At 56.1% G+C, this 16,313-nt stretch carries 11 protein-coding genes, 1 tRNA gene and 2 rRNA genes; all 14 read left to right on the forward strand.

Annotation, left to right across the window (positions count from 1 at the left end):
* Window positions 1–390 precede the first annotated feature (390 nt).
* The 14 genes from GS646_RS00790 to GS646_RS00855 all read left to right on the forward strand — a co-directional run bounded on the left by GS646_RS00790 (window position 391) and on the right by GS646_RS00855 (window position 16,310).
* Window positions 391–3,256: ribosomal RNA gene (locus GS646_RS00790) — 23S ribosomal RNA — on the forward strand.
* 190 nt (window positions 3,257–3,446) lie between these two features.
* Window positions 3,447–3,561, forward strand: a 5S ribosomal RNA gene (gene rrf / locus GS646_RS00795).
* 53 nt (window positions 3,562–3,614) lie between these two features.
* Window positions 3,615–3,691, forward strand: a tRNA-Met gene (locus GS646_RS00800).
* A 527-nt stretch (window positions 3,692–4,218) separates the two neighbouring features.
* Window positions 4,219–4,689 (forward strand): TauD/TfdA family dioxygenase, encoded by a 471-nt coding sequence (locus GS646_RS00805; protein WP_171189163.1) that lies wholly within the window; start codon window positions 4,219–4,221, stop codon window positions 4,687–4,689.
* 212 nt (window positions 4,690–4,901) lie between these two features.
* Window positions 4,902–5,903 carry a Gfo/Idh/MocA family protein gene (locus GS646_RS00810; protein ID WP_171189161.1) on the forward strand — a complete coding sequence of 334 codons (1,002 nt, stop codon included), beginning with the start codon at window positions 4,902–4,904 and terminating at the stop codon, window positions 5,901–5,903.
* On the forward strand, window positions 5,903–7,474 hold the full coding sequence (locus GS646_RS00815) for an acyl CoA:acetate/3-ketoacid CoA transferase (protein ID WP_171189159.1): 1,572 nt from the start codon (window positions 5,903–5,905) through the stop codon (window positions 7,472–7,474). The genes GS646_RS00810 and GS646_RS00815 overlap by 1 nt, the downstream gene beginning before the upstream one ends.
* Window positions 7,471–8,238, forward strand: a complete 768-nt coding sequence (locus tag GS646_RS00820; protein WP_171647476.1) for an enoyl-CoA hydratase/isomerase family protein — start codon at window positions 7,471–7,473, stop codon at window positions 8,236–8,238. Before GS646_RS00815 ends, GS646_RS00820 begins: the two co-directional genes overlap by 4 nt.
* Before the next feature lie 4 nt (window positions 8,239–8,242).
* On the forward strand, window positions 8,243–9,766 hold the full coding sequence (locus GS646_RS00825; RefSeq protein ID WP_171189155.1) for an aldehyde dehydrogenase family protein: 1,524 nt from the start codon (window positions 8,243–8,245) through the stop codon (window positions 9,764–9,766).
* 56 nt (window positions 9,767–9,822) lie between these two features.
* Entirely contained in the window at window positions 9,823–11,073 is a 1,251-nt protein-coding gene (locus GS646_RS00830) for an ABC transporter substrate-binding protein (protein ID WP_171189153.1), read from the forward strand.
* Window positions 11,074–11,174: 101 nt separating this feature from the next.
* Complete coding sequence (locus GS646_RS00835) at window positions 11,175–12,068, forward strand: carbohydrate ABC transporter permease (RefSeq protein ID WP_170376146.1); 894 nt, start codon at window positions 11,175–11,177, stop codon at window positions 12,066–12,068.
* Window positions 12,068–12,949, forward strand: a complete 882-nt coding sequence (locus GS646_RS00840; protein WP_171189151.1) for a carbohydrate ABC transporter permease — start codon at window positions 12,068–12,070, stop codon at window positions 12,947–12,949. The genes GS646_RS00835 and GS646_RS00840 overlap by 1 nt, the downstream gene beginning before the upstream one ends.
* Window positions 12,950–12,955: 6 nt before the next feature.
* The gene (locus GS646_RS00845; RefSeq protein ID WP_171189148.1) at window positions 12,956–14,068 is read left to right on the forward strand and encodes an ABC transporter ATP-binding protein; all 1,113 of its coding nucleotides are present in this window, start codon (window positions 12,956–12,958) and stop codon (window positions 14,066–14,068) included.
* Entirely contained in the window at window positions 14,065–15,555 is a 1,491-nt protein-coding gene (locus GS646_RS00850; protein ID WP_171189146.1) for a GMC oxidoreductase, read from the forward strand. Before GS646_RS00845 ends, GS646_RS00850 begins: the two co-directional genes overlap by 4 nt.
* Window positions 15,552–16,310 carry a 3-ketoacyl-ACP reductase gene (locus GS646_RS00855; protein ID WP_171647474.1) on the forward strand — a complete coding sequence of 253 codons (759 nt, stop codon included), beginning with the start codon at window positions 15,552–15,554 and terminating at the stop codon, window positions 16,308–16,310. Before GS646_RS00850 ends, GS646_RS00855 begins: the two co-directional genes overlap by 4 nt.
* Window positions 16,311–16,313: the final 3 nt, after the last annotated feature.

Genomic DNA, 16,313 nt, shown 5'->3' on the forward strand with positions numbered 1-16,313 from the left:
AAGCACTGATTTGAGTGTTTAGCCGTCCAATCGGACGTCAATTGACATCGTATAGAGAGAAATCAATCAACACTGTTTGATCGCGCCGAGTGAGGCGTTGATCTCAGTTGGTCCTCTTCGGAGGAGGTTCGATTTGGGATGTTTCCTCGTCCCTCTTTGGATATCCCGGCTGAAACGAACAGAGTTGTCCAAGTCAAGTACACTAACCCGCATAACTTAACGGTTATGCATTGTCTTCCATTCTCCATGTGGGGCCGACCGACATCGGCAGCATGGGTTCCAGGATGGAAGGCGGGAAAGTATGCTTTTGGTTCAGGAAAAGGGGTTGGTTGTTCCAGCTTCCGACCCATGGATTTGCTTTGCAAATCCAGTCTTTCTTTTTCTGGATCAAATCAAGCGCGAGAAGGGCGTTTGGTGAATGCCTTGGCAGCAAGAGGCGATGAAAGACGTGATACTCTGCGATAAGCCATGGGGAGCTGAGAATAAGCTTTGATCCATGGATTTCTGAATGGGGCAACCCACTTGAAAGCTTCATATTGTTAGTTTTGCTAATCAATATGTTGTTTAACCAAGTACTTAAGACCTGAATACATAGGGTTTTAAGAGCAAACCCGGGGAACTGAAACATCTAAGTACCCGGAGGAAAGGAAATCAATTGATACTCCCCTAGTAGCGGCGAGCGAACGGGGACCAGCCGAGCCAGATAAGTGACTAGAACATGTTGGGAAGCATGGCCATAGCGGGTGACAGCCCCGTATAGGAAGCTTTGATGGACGTATTAAGTAGGGCGGAACACGTGAAATTCTGTCTGAAGATCGGAGGACCACCTTCGAAGGCTAAGTACTCCTTGCTGACCGATAGCGAACCAGTACCGTGAGGGAAAGGTGAAAAGCACCCCGACGAGGGGAGTGAAACAGTACCTGAAACCGAACGCCTACAATCAGTCGGAGGATCCTCGAGATCTGACGGCGTACCTTTTGTATAATGGGTCATCGACTTGGTCTCACGAGCAAGCTTAAGCCGTTAGGTGTAGGCGTAGCGAAAGCGAGTCTTAATAGGGCGCATGAGTTCGTGGGATCAGACCCGAAACCGAGTGATCTAGGCATGGCCAGGTTGAAGGTAAGGTAACACTTACTGGAGGACCGAACCCACATCCGTTGAAAAGGATCGGGATGAGCTGTGCCTAGGGGTGAAAGGCCAATCAAACTCGGAGATAGCTGGTTCTCTGCGAAATCTATTTAGGTAGAGCGTCATCCGAATACCCCGGGGGGTAGAGCACTGGATGGGTAATGGGGCCCCACAGGCTTACTGATCCTAACCAAACTCCGAATACCCGGGAGTACTAGATGGCAGACACACTGCGGATGCTAACGTCCGTAGTGGAGAGGGAAACAACCCTGACCTACAGCTAAGGCCCCCAATTCATGGCTAAGTGGGAAAGCAGGTGGGACGACCAAAACAACCAGGAGGTTGGCTTAGAAGCAGCCATCCTTTAAAGATAGCGTAACAGCTCACTGGTCTAAATAAGTTGTCCTGCGGCGAAGATGTAACGGGGCTCAAGCCATGAGCCGAAGCTTAGGATGCCGTAAGGCATGGTAGCAGAGCGTAGTGTGACATAGAACTCATCCTGTATTGCCGCCGGTTATGTGGTGCGCGTAAGCGCGCTCAAGTAGCCGAATAGGCGGTAGCGCAGGATAGAGTTCTTTCGATGAAGCCGGCGCGTGAGCGATCCGGTGGAGAGATCACTAGTGAGAATGATGACATGAGTAGCGACAAAGAGTGTGAGAGACACTCTCGCCGAAAGTCCAAGGGTTCCTGCTTAAAGCTAATCTGAGCAGGGTAAGCCGGCCCCTAAGCCGAGGCCGAAAGGCGTAGGCGATGGGAACTAGGTTAATATTCCTAGGCCAGGAGGATGTGACGGATCACAGGTGTAGTTCAATCTTATCGGATTGATTGGGCTGCTGAGTGGTTCCTGGAAATAGCCCTCCATCAGACCGTACCCTAAACCGACACAGGTGGACTGGTAGAGCATACCAAGGCGCTTGAGAGAACGATGTTGAAGGAACTCGGCAAAATACCTCCGTAAGTTCGCGAGAAGGAGGCCCGGTTCCTAGGCAACTAGGGGCTGGGGGCACAAACCAGGGGGTGGCGACTGTTTATTAAAAACACAGGGCTCTGCGAAGTCGCAAGACGACGTATAGGGTCTGACGCCTGCCCGGTGCCTGAAGGTTAAAAGGAGAGGTGAGAGCCTTGAATTGAAGCCCAGGTAAACGGCGGCCGTAACTATAACGGTCCTAAGGTAGCGAAATTCCTTGTCGGGTAAGTTCCGACCTGCACGAATGGCGTAACGACTTCCCCGCTGTCTCCAACATCGACTCAGCGAAATTGAATTGCCTGTCAAGATGCAGGCTTCCCGCGGTTAGACGGAAAGACCCCGTGCACCTTTACTACAGCTTCGCACTGGCATCAGGATTGTGATGTGCAGGATAGGTGGTAGGCTTTGAAGCGGAAACGCAAGTATCCGTGGAGCCTCCCTTGAGATACCACCCTTCGCACTCTTGATGTCTAACCGCGGTCCGTTATCCGGATCCGGGACCCTGCGTGGCGGGTAGTTTGACTGGGGCGGTCGCCTCCTAAAGCGTAACGGAGGCGCGCGAAGGTTGGCTCAGAGCGGTCGGAAATCGCTCGTTGAGTGCAATGGCAGAAGCCAGCCTGACTGCAAGACTGACAAGTCGAGCAGAGTCGAAAGACGGCCATAGTGATCCGGTGGTCCCGAGTGGAAGGGCCATCGCTCAACGGATAAAAGGTACGCCGGGGATAACAGGCTGATACTGCCCAAGAGTCCATATCGACGGCAGTGTTTGGCACCTCGATGTCGGCTCATCTCATCCTGGGGCTGGAGCAGGTCCCAAGGGTACGGCTGTTCGCCGTTTAAAGAGGTACGTGAGCTGGGTTTAGAACGTCGTGAGACAGTTCGGTCCCTATCTGCCGTGGGTGTAGGAGACTTGAGAGGAGTTGCCCCTAGTACGAGAGGACCGGGGTGAACGATCCACTGGTGGACCAGTTGTCGTGCCAACGGCAGTGCTGGGTAGCTATGATCGGACAGGATAACCGCTGAAGGCATCTAAGCGGGAAGCCCCCCTCAAAACAAGGTCTCCCTGAGGGCCGTGGAAGACCACCACGTCAATAGGCCGGAGATGTAAGCGCAGTAATGCGTTCAGTTGACCGGTACTAATCGCCCGATAGGCTTGATTTGATCCAGTAACAGAAAGACAAATCAAACCAAAAGCATACACCGACCTTGGTTTGGATAACCGTGTCGCACCAAGCGGCACTGTTGGTTGATAAACACAACCGAGTGGCACCGCGCATTCGCAAGCGAATACGCTGCCTGCCACCCGTCGCTTTCTTGCTCCGCAAGAAAGTCGACATGGGCTTTTCCTCGGTTTGGTGGTCATAGCGCAAGTGAAACACCCGGTCCCATACCGAACCCGGAAGTTAAGCACTGCCGCGCCAATGGTACTTGGGCTTAAGCCCCGGGAGAGTAGGTCACCGCCAAACCTAGAAAAAGCCCAACAATCTCTCTAATACGATCAAACACTTTCCGACCCTGACGCGGGATGGAGCAGCCCGGTAGCTCGTCAGGCTCATAACCTGAAGGTCGTAGGTTCAAATCCTACTCCCGCAACCAGCGATACTTGCGAAACCGCCTCGGCTATGTCGGTATGGGCGGTTTTTGCTTTTTTACCAGACGCTAAGGCGAGAATGCCGGCAAGATCTCCATGCAGATCAATGTCATATCCATCTTCAGACGGTGTCAGCACCACCTTGTCGATCAGAGCGCGCAGCGCCTCAGCAGCTTCGCTGCGTACGTCGGGCTCATTGAGGGCGTTGGCAAGATCGCTGACTTTGGAGTGATAGAGCCTCGACAGGTTGGGGTGCAGCACAGGTTGGGGCGCTGGCGCCGCGTTCAAGTCATTTTCCAATTGGGCTTTCCTCGCTTCCAACTCAGCCATTTTGTCTTTGACGGTCGACGCCGGCGCTCCGTCGATCAGTGCTTGAACCAGACGAGCCAGCGCGTGATTGGTCTTTGCGAGTTCGGCTTCCTTGGACGCGCGAGACGATTGGGAAGTGGCTCTCAACCGGTTGGTCTCTGCGACGAACTCTTCGCAGAAGACACTGAACAGGTCTGGGTCCATCAATTGGTCGGAGAGTGCGATGAGAACCCAGTCTTCAACTTTGGTCCTCGCGATGGACTTGTCGCCCACGATGCGTGGTTTCCTCGATGGTTTGTGGGCGGTGCATTCCTCCCGTCATGCCTTTGGAGCCAGCATCATGGACACAGAAGCCGCAAAAAGAGGTCGGTTGGGTAACGCCGAAGCTGCCATGCAAGACGCTTTGCACCCCGTTGTCATCACGCATCCTCTCAGCGGTCGGCGAGGTTTGTTCGTCAATCTTGTGTTCACGACCGAAATAAAAGGCTTGAGCGCGGATGAGTCTGCCGCGGTGCTGGCTATGATTTATGATCATTGCAAGCAGCCCGAATTCCAATGCCGCCTGCGTTGGCAGGAAGGGGATATCGCCATTTGGGACAACAGAGCGACCTGCCACAAAGCGATCAACGATTACCATGGGTTTCGACGCCTTATGCACAGGGTGACGGTGGAAGGAGACGCTCTGACGCAATGATGCAAGTGGCACACGGCGAATTTCTGCGACTCAGTTGGAGAGCCGACACGCTATGAATCTCTTCGATTCCCTGTGATTGCTTTTTGATGAGGTGTCCAGCTTCGTGGTTTTAGCCATGTTTTCTTACCTTTAAAGCGCGTTAAGAGTTTTTTCTTGTCATACTTGGAACGTTCCACTAGAAAATTGGAACGTTCCAAATTCGGGGAAATCAGATGAACTGGGCTTTTGTCGGAGCGAGTACGATAGCTTCACAACACATGCTGGGTGCGGTGCGTCATCAGACAAGCAACGAAGTGACCTGGGTCGTCAGCAATTCGCCTGACCGGGTGCAAACCTGGGCCAATGAACACGGTATTCCCAATGCGACCACAGACTTGGACGCTGCATTTGCTGACGAGAATGTTCAGGCTGTTTATATTTCCTCAACCAATGAGAAACACCACGGCCAGGCAATGGCAGCCATTTCGGCTGGTAAGCATGTACTGTGTGAAAAGCCGCTTGGGATGACGCAAGCGGAAGCTATCGAGATGGTGCGTGCGGCCGACACGGCTGGCGTGACATTTGGAACCAATCATCACCTGCGTTGCTCTGGCAGCCATCGCGCAATTCGTGACCTAATTGCAGCCGGGCGCGTCGGAGACGTTCTCTCGCTACGAATCCATCACGCAGTGCATCTGCCGGGTAACTTGCAGGGGTGGCGTATAAACTCTGCGGATGCTGGTGGCGGCGTGATCCCCGACATCGTTGTTCATGATGCAGATGTCACCCGCTTCCTGCTCAATGAAGACCCGGTGTCTGTCGTCGCGCAAATGGCCAGTTCCGGGATGGGGCAGGGCGTCGAAGACTCCTGCATGTCTGTCTGGACGATGCCCTCGGGCGCAATGGTCATGACACATGAAAGTTTCACGCACCCGTTTGCCGGGTCGGACCTTCAAGTTCACGGAACCAAGGGTTCGATTTTTGCGGATGGCGTCATGACGCAGCGACCGGTTGGGTCGATCAATCTGGTGACTGAAGCCGGAAGCGAAGAGATCCCGTTTTCGGATCATTCGCTTTACGTTCAGGGCGTATCAGAATTTGTCGCCGCGACCATAGACGAAGGTCGCCCGGCGGCTGACGGGCCCGATGGCGTGAAATCGTTGTCCGTGGCGCTTTGTGTGCGAGAAGCCGCAGCCTCGGGTCGGCGTATCAATGTAGATTATGGTGGTTTCTGATGACCAAGCTGGTTTCTGTTTCCGAGGCCGTTTCTCGCATCCCGGACAATGCGGTCGTCTCTGTGTCATCGTCTTCGGCTCTGGGTTGCCCTGATCTTGTTCTAAAGGCGATTGGAGAGCGGTTTCGCACTGAAGGGCATCCGCGCAACATTACAACGCTGCACCCTATTGCTGCAGGGGATATGTATGGCGTAAAGGGCATGGACTATCTGGCGCAGGATGGACTGCTAAGTCGCGTTCTCGCCGGATCATACCCGTCGGGCCCTTCCAGCCTTGAGATGCCGAAAATCTGGAAAATGATCGTCGAAGATCGAGTGGCTGCATACAACGTACCATCGGGAATTCTGTTCGATATGCATCGCGAAGCCGCAGCGCATCGACCTGGTGTTCTGACGCAGGTCGGGCTTGACACTTTCGTGGATCCTGTTCGCGAAGGATGCGCGATGAACGAGCGTGGTGCGACGGTTCCCATCGTTAATCGCAAGGAATTCGACGGTCAGACTTGGTTGCACTTCCCAAATATCAACCCGAACGTTTGCGTTTTGCGCGCAACTACGGCGGATGAGTTTGGCAACCTGACCTATGAACATGAAGGTGCCTATCTGGGCGGACTGGAGCAAGCGATTTGCGTGCGCAACCACGGTGGGCTCGTGATCGCACAGGTTCAACGTGTGACTGCTGCAGGTAGCTTGCGCCCCCATGACGTGCGCGTGCCGGGGCATCTGGTCGATCTGATCGTTGAAGACCCAGAGCAGATGCAAACGACAGAGACGCCCTATGACCCGGCGATCTCTGGCCAAATTATGCGCTCTTGGGACAGTTTTTCGCTGGCCGAGCACGGTGTCGAGAAGGTCATCGCACGACGGGCTGCCCAAGAACTGCGCAGCGGCATGAGCGCCAATTTGGGCTTTGGGATCAGCGCAATGGTTCCGCGTGTCTTGTTGGAGGAGGGCCATCCTCAGGCGGTAACTTGGGCGATTGAACAGGGGGCCGTCGGTGGTGTCCCACTAACCGGCTTTGCCTTTGGGTGCGCATCCAACGCGCATGCCTATGTGCCGTCACCACAGCAATTCATCTATTTCCAGGGCGGCGGGTTCGATATGTCGTTCCTCTCGTTCCTCGAGGTCGATGTCGAAGGCAACGTGAACGTCTCCAAACTTGGTAAAAAACCCTATTTGACAGCAGGGTGCGGCGGTTTCGTCGATATAACCACGCGGGCCAAAAAGATCGTGTTCTCGGGCTGGTTCGAAGCTGGCGCCAAGATTGATCTGGCGGATGATGGTATCCGTGTGAATGCCCCCGGAAAATTCACCAAGATGGTGGATCAGGTCGAACATGTCACATTCTCGGGCCGCCGTGCCCAGGAAACCGGACAGGATGTGCTCTATGTAACCGAGCGTTGCGTTATTCGCCTGACGGATCAGGGGCTGGTCGCGACGGAAATCATGCCCGGCATTGAGGCGCAGCGCGATATTGCCGAAGCTTCAGGCGGTCGCGTCAAAGTCGCGGAAAACGCGGTTCAGATGCCCAAGTCGCTATTTGCAGTTGGCCCGATGGGGATGACACTTTGAGCAAACTGCGCATTCATATCGAGGGTGCAACCGCCGTCCTGACTTTGGAAAACGAGGCCAAGCTCAATGCGTTAACTTTAGATATGCTGCACGCGCTGGAAGCTGGCCTGACAGAGGTCGAGCGTGACGTATCTATTCGTGCGCTTGTTCTGACCGGCGCGGGTGAAAAAGCGTTCTGTTGTGGGGCCGATATTGGCGCTTGGGGTGGTCTGAGCCCCGCCGAATTCGCGCGCCATTGGGTCCGTGATGGACATCGCATCTTTGACCGCCTGGCGCGGATCGGCAAGCCAACAATTGCTGCGATCAACGGTCATGCGTTCGGCGGTGGGCTAGAGCTGGCCAGTTGCTGCGATCTGCGCCTGATGACCCCGCGGTCCACGTTGGCTTTACCTGAAGCTCGGGTCGGGATTGTACCCGGCTGGTCCGGGACACAGCGGTTGACCCGGCTGATCCCCGAAGCTACGGTGAAAGAGATGGCCCTCTTTGGGCGCCGTATTGGTGCTGACCGCGCCGTGGCCTTGGGCTATGCGACCGAGGTGACTGACGACGCTCTGGCGCGCGCGCTTGAGATCACCGCCGAACTAAGCGACCTTTCGCCTCGCGCCACCGAAATCTCAAAAAACATGATCCATGCAGCGGTCGGTGAAGACACTCATGCCGTGGTCGAAGCCCTTGGTAGCGCAGCGATTGCCGCCTCAGCGGACCGCGAAGAAGGCGTTGCCGCGTTCATTGAAAAACGTAACCCCACATTTTCGGGCCTTTGACAATATGAAAGATATCACCATCAACCCTGCTATCCCGTTCGAGTTGCCGCCGTTGTTCGAAGGTCGGCATCTCATCGATGGCAGGTGGCAGAATAGCGCGTCGGGTGAGACGTTCGAACGACGCTCACCCTCGCACGGGCACATCGTCAGCCGTTCGGCGTTGGGTGGCGAGGCTGAAGCCGAGGCCGCGATCCAGGCGGCGCGCAAGGTGTTCGACAGCGGTTATTGGAGCCGCGCATCCGGCAAAGAACGGGCAGCGGTTCTTCTGAGAGTTGCAGAACTGATCGAGCAGAACGTCGACCGCATCGCCCTGATCGAAACGCTGGAGAGTGGCAAGCCGATCAGCCAATCCAAGGGCGAGGTAGGAGGTGCCGCAGACCTTTGGCGTTATGCTGCCTCGTTGGCGCGCAGTACGCACGGTGACAGTCATAACACTCTCGGCGCAGACATGATGGGTGTCGTGTTGAAGGAACCCATTGGGGTCGTGTCCATCATCACGCCATGGAATTTCCCGTTCTGGATCCTCAGTCAGAAGCTCCCCTTTGCATTGGCCGCTGGTTGCACTGTTGTTGTGAAGCCGTCTGAGATGACACCGTCGACAACCTTGATGCTTGCCGAGCTGTTGGTCGAAGCCGGTTTACCCGCAGGTGTCTGTAATGTCGTGCTTGGTTACGGCGTTCCCGTCGGACGCACTATGTCCGGCCACGACAGCGTGGATATGGTCAGCTTTACCGGCTCGACAGCCGTGGGCAAGACGATCAGCGTGGTTGCATCGGACACGCTTAAGAAAGTTGCGCTGGAGCTTGGGGGCAAAAACCCGCAGGTCATCTTTCCTGATGCCGATCTGGATGCAGCGGCGGATGCCGTTGTGTTCGGTGTTTATTTCAATGTCGGCCAGTGCTGCAATTCAAGCAGTCGTATCATTGTGCACGAAGATATCGCCGACGATTTCCGTGAGCGAGTCGTTGCCTTGTCGCGCAAAGTCAAATTCGGCGATCCACTGGACCCGACAACGCAAGTCGGAGCTATTGTAACACCGGAGCACAACTCAAAAATCGACGCTTATGTCAAACAGGCGCGGGCGTCCGGTGCGACTATCGATCTGGGTGGTGAGCCGCTGGAGGTCGAAGGCCTCGGTGCTCAGTTTTATCAGCCGACTGTGATTTCCAACGTCTCGTCCGACATGCCCATTGCCCGTGATGAGGTATTCGGGCCGGTTCTGTCCGTTTTGACTTTCAAAACACTGGACGAAGCCATCGCGCTCACCAATGATAGCGCTTACGGTCTGTCGGCAGGGGTCTGGAGCGAAAACGTTCACACCTGCCTAGAGTTTGCCCGCCGAGCAGAAGCGGGAACGGTCTGGACCAATACCTGGATGGACGGGTTCCCCGAGGTCGCTTTCGGTGGGGTCAAACAATCCGGGCAGGGGCGGGAAATCGGACGATATGGGTTCGAGGAATTCTTCGAAGTGAAATCAGTGGTCATGCGCGTCGGCAACAGCCGGGCGCCATGGGTTCCACACGACTAAGACCGGGCACCAGATTGGTCCCGAGTGAGAATAACGCATTAAGGGAGGAAACAAGAATGCGTAAATTTTTGAATACAAAATCGCTGTTTGTGGCAGGTCTACTGTGCACGACCAGCCTTGCGCACGCTGAAGACGTGGAAGTTCTGCACTGGTGGACTTCTGGCGGCGAGGCTGCAGCATTGAACGTTCTCAAGGACGACCTTTCCGGACAGGGCATCGGCTGGACCGACATGCCTGTTGCAGGTGGCGGTGGTGAGCAGGCGATGACCGTTCTGCGCGCACGCGTCACCGCAGGCAACGCTCCAACAGCCGTTCAGGCTCTGGGCTTTGACATTCTGGACTGGGCCGATCAGGGCGCGCTGGCCGATCTGAACGAAGTGGCAGCCCAGGAAGGTTGGGATGACGTCGTCCCAGATGCGCTGAAAGCCTTCGCCAAGCATGACGGCAAATGGGTCTCGGCTCCTGTGAACGTGCATTCGACCAACTGGGTCTGGGCTAACAAGGCGGTGCTGGACGCCAACGGTATTGCACAGCCCACCAACTGGGAAGAATTCGTCGCCGCAGTTGAGGCGTTGAAAGCCGCTGGTGTCACCCCGATCGCGCATGGTGGTCAGGCATGGCAGGACGCGACCGTGTTCGATGCTATCGCGATGTCGACGCTGGGGCCTGACGGCTACAAAGCGGCTTTCATCGACTTGGACGAGGAAACGCTGGGTGGCGACGCGATGAAAGAAGCGTTTGACCGTATGGCCTTTATCCGCGACAACGTGGATGAGAACTTCTCGGGTCGTGACTGGAACCTGGCGACAGCGATGGTCATCAACGGCGAAGCCGGCTTCCAAATGATGGGTGATTGGGCCAAAGGCGAATTCCTAAACGCGGGCAAAGTGCCGGGCGAAGACTTTTTGTGCTTCCGCTTCCCGGGTACTCAGGATCAGGTCACCTTCAACGCTGACCAGTTCATGATGTTTGATCAGGGCGGTACGGTATCGGCCGAGCAAGCCGCGCTGGCCAGCGCGATCCTGTCGCCATCCTTCCAGATTGCCTTTAACAAGGTGAAGGGCTCTGTCCCGGCTCGTACTGACGTGGATGGAAGCGATCTGGATGCGTGTGGTCAGCAGGGCATGAAAGATTTGGCCGCCGCGGCTTCGTCAGGCAACCTGTTCGGCTCGATGGCACACGGACATGCCGCGCCGGCGTCAGTCAAGAACGCCGTCTATGACGTGGTGACCGCCCACTTTAACGGCGAGTACGGCAGCGAAGATGCCGTGACCGAACTGGTTGACGCCGTTTCGATCGCCAAGTGATCCACAATTGATCCTCCCGATGGGGCGGCGGTCTGGCCGCCCTTTCACCAAACGGGCGCAAAAGCTCCGATCTAACACGACTCGAACGAGGAGGGCGCGCCATGGCTGCTTCAGCCGACGCGGATTTTAAGACACGCCTTCAGAACTGGATACCCAAGCTGGTCCTGTCACCGTCGCTGGCGATGATGCTGGTCTTTGTCTACGGGTTCATTCTGTTTTCGGTCTACCTGTCATTCACCGACAGTCGCATCCTGCCGTCCTTTGGATGGGTCGGATGGGAAAACTACGACAAACTGTGGCGGCTGAGCCATTGGGAAACCTCGTTGATCAATATGGGGATTTTCGCGAGCCTATATATCGTGATCTGCACCTGTATCGGCCTGGGCCTGGCGATCTTCCTTGATCAGAAAATCCGGGGGGAAGGGCTGCTGCGTCCCATCTACCTCTATCCGATGGCTCTGAGCTTCATCGTCACCGGTACAGCCTGGAAGTGGTTCCTTGACCCTGGCATCGGGTTGGAAAACGTGATGCACACATGGGGTTGGACCAGCTTCGAGTTCGACTGGATAAAAAACCGTGATTACGCCATCTACACAGTGGTTCTAGCAGCCGTCTGGCAGACGAGCGGCTTCGTGATGGCAATGTTTCTGGCTGGCCTGCGTGGGATCGACAACGAAATTCTGCGGGCTGCGCAAATGGACGGGGCCTCGAACTGGAACCTCTATCGCCGGATCATTATCCCGCAACTACGACCAGCCTTCTTGTCGGCCTTCGTGATCCTCAGCCACCTGGCGATCAAGACCTTTGACCTTGTCATCGCCCTGACCGGGGGTGGCCCCGGTCGCGCCACAGAACTACCCGCGACCTTCATGTATTCTTACACGTTCACGCGAAACCAGATGGGGATCGGTGCGGCCTCGGCCACGATCATGCTGATGACCATTGCGGCGATCATGATCCCCTATCTTTACGCCGAATTGCGGGAGAAACGCTGATGTCTCAAGCTACTCAGGATACCGCAATCCGAACGGGCCGCGTTACGCGCACGTTGATCTATCTGGTGCTGCTTCTGTTCGGTCTGTTCTACCTGCTGCCGCTCTATGTCATGCTGGTGAACTCGGTGAAGCCATTGGAAGAGATCACCGGCGGCGGCATGATGAACCTGCCGCATGTGTTCACGATTGAGCCGTGGCTCAAGGCGTGGTCCTCGGCTCAGATCGGGGTCGATCCAACCGGATTGAAGCCGTATTTTTGGAACTCGATCAAGATGGTGGTTCCAGCGGTGATCGTCTCGACCATACTTGGTGCGTTGAACGGTTACGTGCTGACGAAATGGCGCTTCAAGTACGACACTATCCTATTCGGTCTGATGCTGTTTGCCTGCTTCATCCCGTTTCAGATCGTCCTTATCCCGATGGCGCGGATGCTGGGCATCATCGGGCTGGCTGGCACCACTTGGGGTCTAGCGCTGGTTCATGTGGTCTATGGGATCGGCTTCACCACGCTGTACTTCCGCAACTACTATGCCGTATTCCCGACCGAGCTGATCCGGGCGGCGCAGATCGACGGGGCAGGGTTCTTCCAGATCTTCTGGCGCATCCTTCTGCCCAGTTCTGGACCGATCGCCGTGGTTTCAATCATCTGGCAGTTCACCAACATCTGGAATGACTTCCTGTTCGGTGCGTCCTTTGCGGATGCCAACAGCCAACCGATGACGGTGGCGTTGAACAATCTGGTGCAGTCATCAACCGGTGTGAAGGAATACAACGTTCATTTTGCAGGCGCCATTCTGGCGGCCATGCCAACTCTGCTCGTCTACATCGTGGCCGGTCGATACTTCGTCCGCGGCCTGATGGCGGGTTCGGTGAAAGGATAAGACCTCATGGGTTTTCTAGACATAGACAACGCGACCAAATCCTACGGGGCGGTTGAGGTTCTGCACAAGGTCGACATCTCGGTGCAGGAAGGAGAGTTCCTGGTTCTGGTCGGTCCCTCGGGCTGTGGCAAATCCACTCTGCTGAACATGATCGCGGGGCTGGAAGAGATCACCAGCGGCGAAATCCGCATCAAGGATCAGGTGATGAACGGGGTGCACCCGTCCAACCGCAACATTGCCATGGTTTTCCAAAGCTATGCTTTGTATCCCAATATGACGGTCGGGCAGAACATCACTTTCGGACTTGAGATGCATGGTGTGCCCAAGCCTGAACGCGACAAAGCGATGCAAGAAGTTGCCAAGCTCTTGCAGATCGAGCAGTTGCTGGATCGTAAGCCCGGTCAGTTGTCGGGCGGTCAGCGCCAGCGGGTTGCGATGGGTCGCGCGTTGGTACGGAACCCTGATGTATTTCTGTTCGATGAACCGCTCTCGAACCTGGATGCCAAGCTTCGCGTCGACATGCGAACCGAGATCAAAAAGCTGCATCAAAATCTCGGGACCACCATCGTCTATGTGACGCATGACCAGATCGAGGCGATGACGCTTTCAAGCCGGATCGCCGTGATGAACGGCGGTTATGTCCAACAGCTGGGTACGCCGCAGGAAATCTATGACACACCTGCGAATATCTTCGTCGCAACATTCATGGGCTCGCCTGCGATGAACGTGGTACCGGCCAAGGTTGCGGTTTTGAATGGCCGCCCTCATGCAGGGGTCGCTGTTCACGACGGATCTATGGCGCAACTTCCGTTCAGCCAGGACAACTTGGCCGCATGGGATGGGCGCGAGATCTTGTTGGGAATCCGCCCTGAGACAATCACCGATATGGATGGCGCGGATCGAAAGTCGTCGAACATCGCGCAGATGGCCAACCGTATCGTGGTGACGGAGCCCGCTGGATCGGACACCTTCGTCTCGATGCAATTGGGCGGACGAGATGTGATCGCGCGTATGCGTTCGGATGCCGAAGTGGCACCGGGTCAGGATTTCAACTTTGCAGTGAACATGGAAAAGGCCGTGGCTTTTGATCCCGAAAGCGAGATGCGGATCCTTCCATGAATCGAGCTGACGTCATAATCATTGGGTCGGGTATCGGGGGGGCAACACTGGCTGCGGCGTTGGCTCCGTCCGGTCGTCGCATTCTGATCCTTGAACGAGGCAAGCGATTGCACCCCTCGCCGCTAGATCGAGACCCAAGGGCGATCTTTGCCAATGGGCACTTTCGCCCCGATGAAACATGGCTGGACGGAGCAGGCAAACCTTTCAACCCGGGAAACTACTACTGCGTTGGTGGAAATTCCAAGTTCTACGGCGCAGCTTTGATACGCTATCGGAAAGAGGATTTTGAGCCGCGTCAGCATATGGGTGGCTATTCGCACGGTTGGCCCATGCCCTATGAAGAGCTGGAGGCGGATTACACCACCGCGGAACAGCTTTACGACGCACGTGGGACCACCAAAGAGGACCCCACCGAACCGCCGCACAGTAGGGGTTATCCGCACCCACCTGTGCCGGATGAGGTTGATATTGCAGACCTGAGGAACCGGCTAAGCCACGCAGGCCTGACGCCATCCTCAGTGCCTTTGGGCGTGGATATCGAAACCTGGTTGCGGGCTGGGCAAACAACTTGGGATGCGTTTCCCAATACATGCGGCGGCAAAATGGACGCCGAAACCTGTGCCCTCGCCGAGGCATTGAAGCATGGGAATGTCGAGCTGCTAACTGACGCGCGTGTCCGAAAATTGAAGGCTGATGCCATTGGTCGTGTCACAAGTGTCGAAGTTGATGGCCACGGTACCCTGCGTGCGCCGGTCATCGTGCTTGCAGCAGGTGCGGTACAGTCCTCGGTACTGTTGCTGCAATCCGCGAACGACAATTGTCCAATCGGTCTTGCCAATCGGTCCGATCAGGTCGGACGGAACTTCATGAACCACAATTGTTCGGCGGTGCTGGCCCTTCATCCGCTGCGCCGAAACAGGGCGATCTATCAAAAGACATTGATGTTCAACGACTATTACAACAGCGACGGACAGGGTGGCTTGCCTTTGGGCAACATTCAGATGTTGGGAAAGATCACTGGGCCGATCCTTGCGTCGCAAACCCATCTACCGGGGCCAATTGCAGCACTGATCGCAAATCGCAGTTTTGATTTCTATGCTATGTCCGAGGATCTGCCGAACCCAGAAAGCCGGGTGACGGTCGAAGGTGACCAGATCAAGCTGGATTGGAAACGCTCGAATTGGGCTGCGCACGAGGCCTTGGTTGCGCGGCTAAAGGCGCATCTGAAGCAGGCCGGGTTTCCCGTGGTACTGTCGCGACCATTTGATCGGCGAACTCCGTCGCATCAATGCGGAACTGCACGGATGGGCAATGACCCGGCAAGCAGTGTCGTCGACACGTTCTGTCGCAGCCACGACCACAAGAACCTGTTCATCGTCGACGCGTCAGTTCTTCCGACATCTGCGGCGGTGAATCCGGCCCTCACTATAGCCGCACTCGCACTCCGCTCGGGGCGTCATATCATTGAAACGGAGTTCGCCGCATGACCGGAACAGCATTGGTGACCGGAGGACAAAAGGGCATTGGACTAGGGGTGGCGCGCGCCTTGATCGCGGTGGGGTACAAGGTCGCAATTGCCTCTCGCTCGGAGCCCGACAAACCAGTCGTTAAGGCAGCTTTGGCAGAGCTTGGCCCAAGCGCAATTTATGTGCAGCACGACGTGTCCGACATTGATCACGTTCCGGCGCTACTGGATCTGATCGAAGCCGATTTGGGCCCGATCACCGCGTTGATAAACAACGCAGGGGTTGGGGCGCCAGTGCGGGGCGACATGCTGGATCTGAAGCCCGAGAACTGGGACTTCGTGCAGAATATCAACCTGCGTGGCGCGTTTTTTCTGGCGCAAGAGGTGGCCCGGCGCATGTTGGAGCAGCCTCAAGATACCTATCGTTCGATCACCTTTGTCACCTCTGTCAGCGCGACAATGGTATCGATCGAACGCGCCGAGTACTGCGTGTCCAAGGCAGCCGCAGCGATGATGGCTCAGTTGTTCGCAGTACGCTTGGCCCCCGAAGGCATCGGCGTCTTTGAGCTGCGACCGGGCATCATCGCGACCGAGATGACGGCGGGCGTGCGCGACAAGTACACCGACCGTATCGAAGGCGGTCTTGTTCCCGCGGCACGCTGGGGTGAGCCCGAGGATATTGGGTCCGTTGTCGTCCCACTGGTTCAGGGGCATATGCACTTTGCGAACGGTGCCGTCATCCCGGTGGATGGCGGCTTGTCGATTTCACGTCTGTAAGTC

The sequence above is a fragment of the Ruegeria sp. HKCCD4315 genome (assembly GCF_013112245.1).
Classification (GTDB): domain Bacteria; phylum Pseudomonadota; class Alphaproteobacteria; order Rhodobacterales; family Rhodobacteraceae; genus Ruegeria.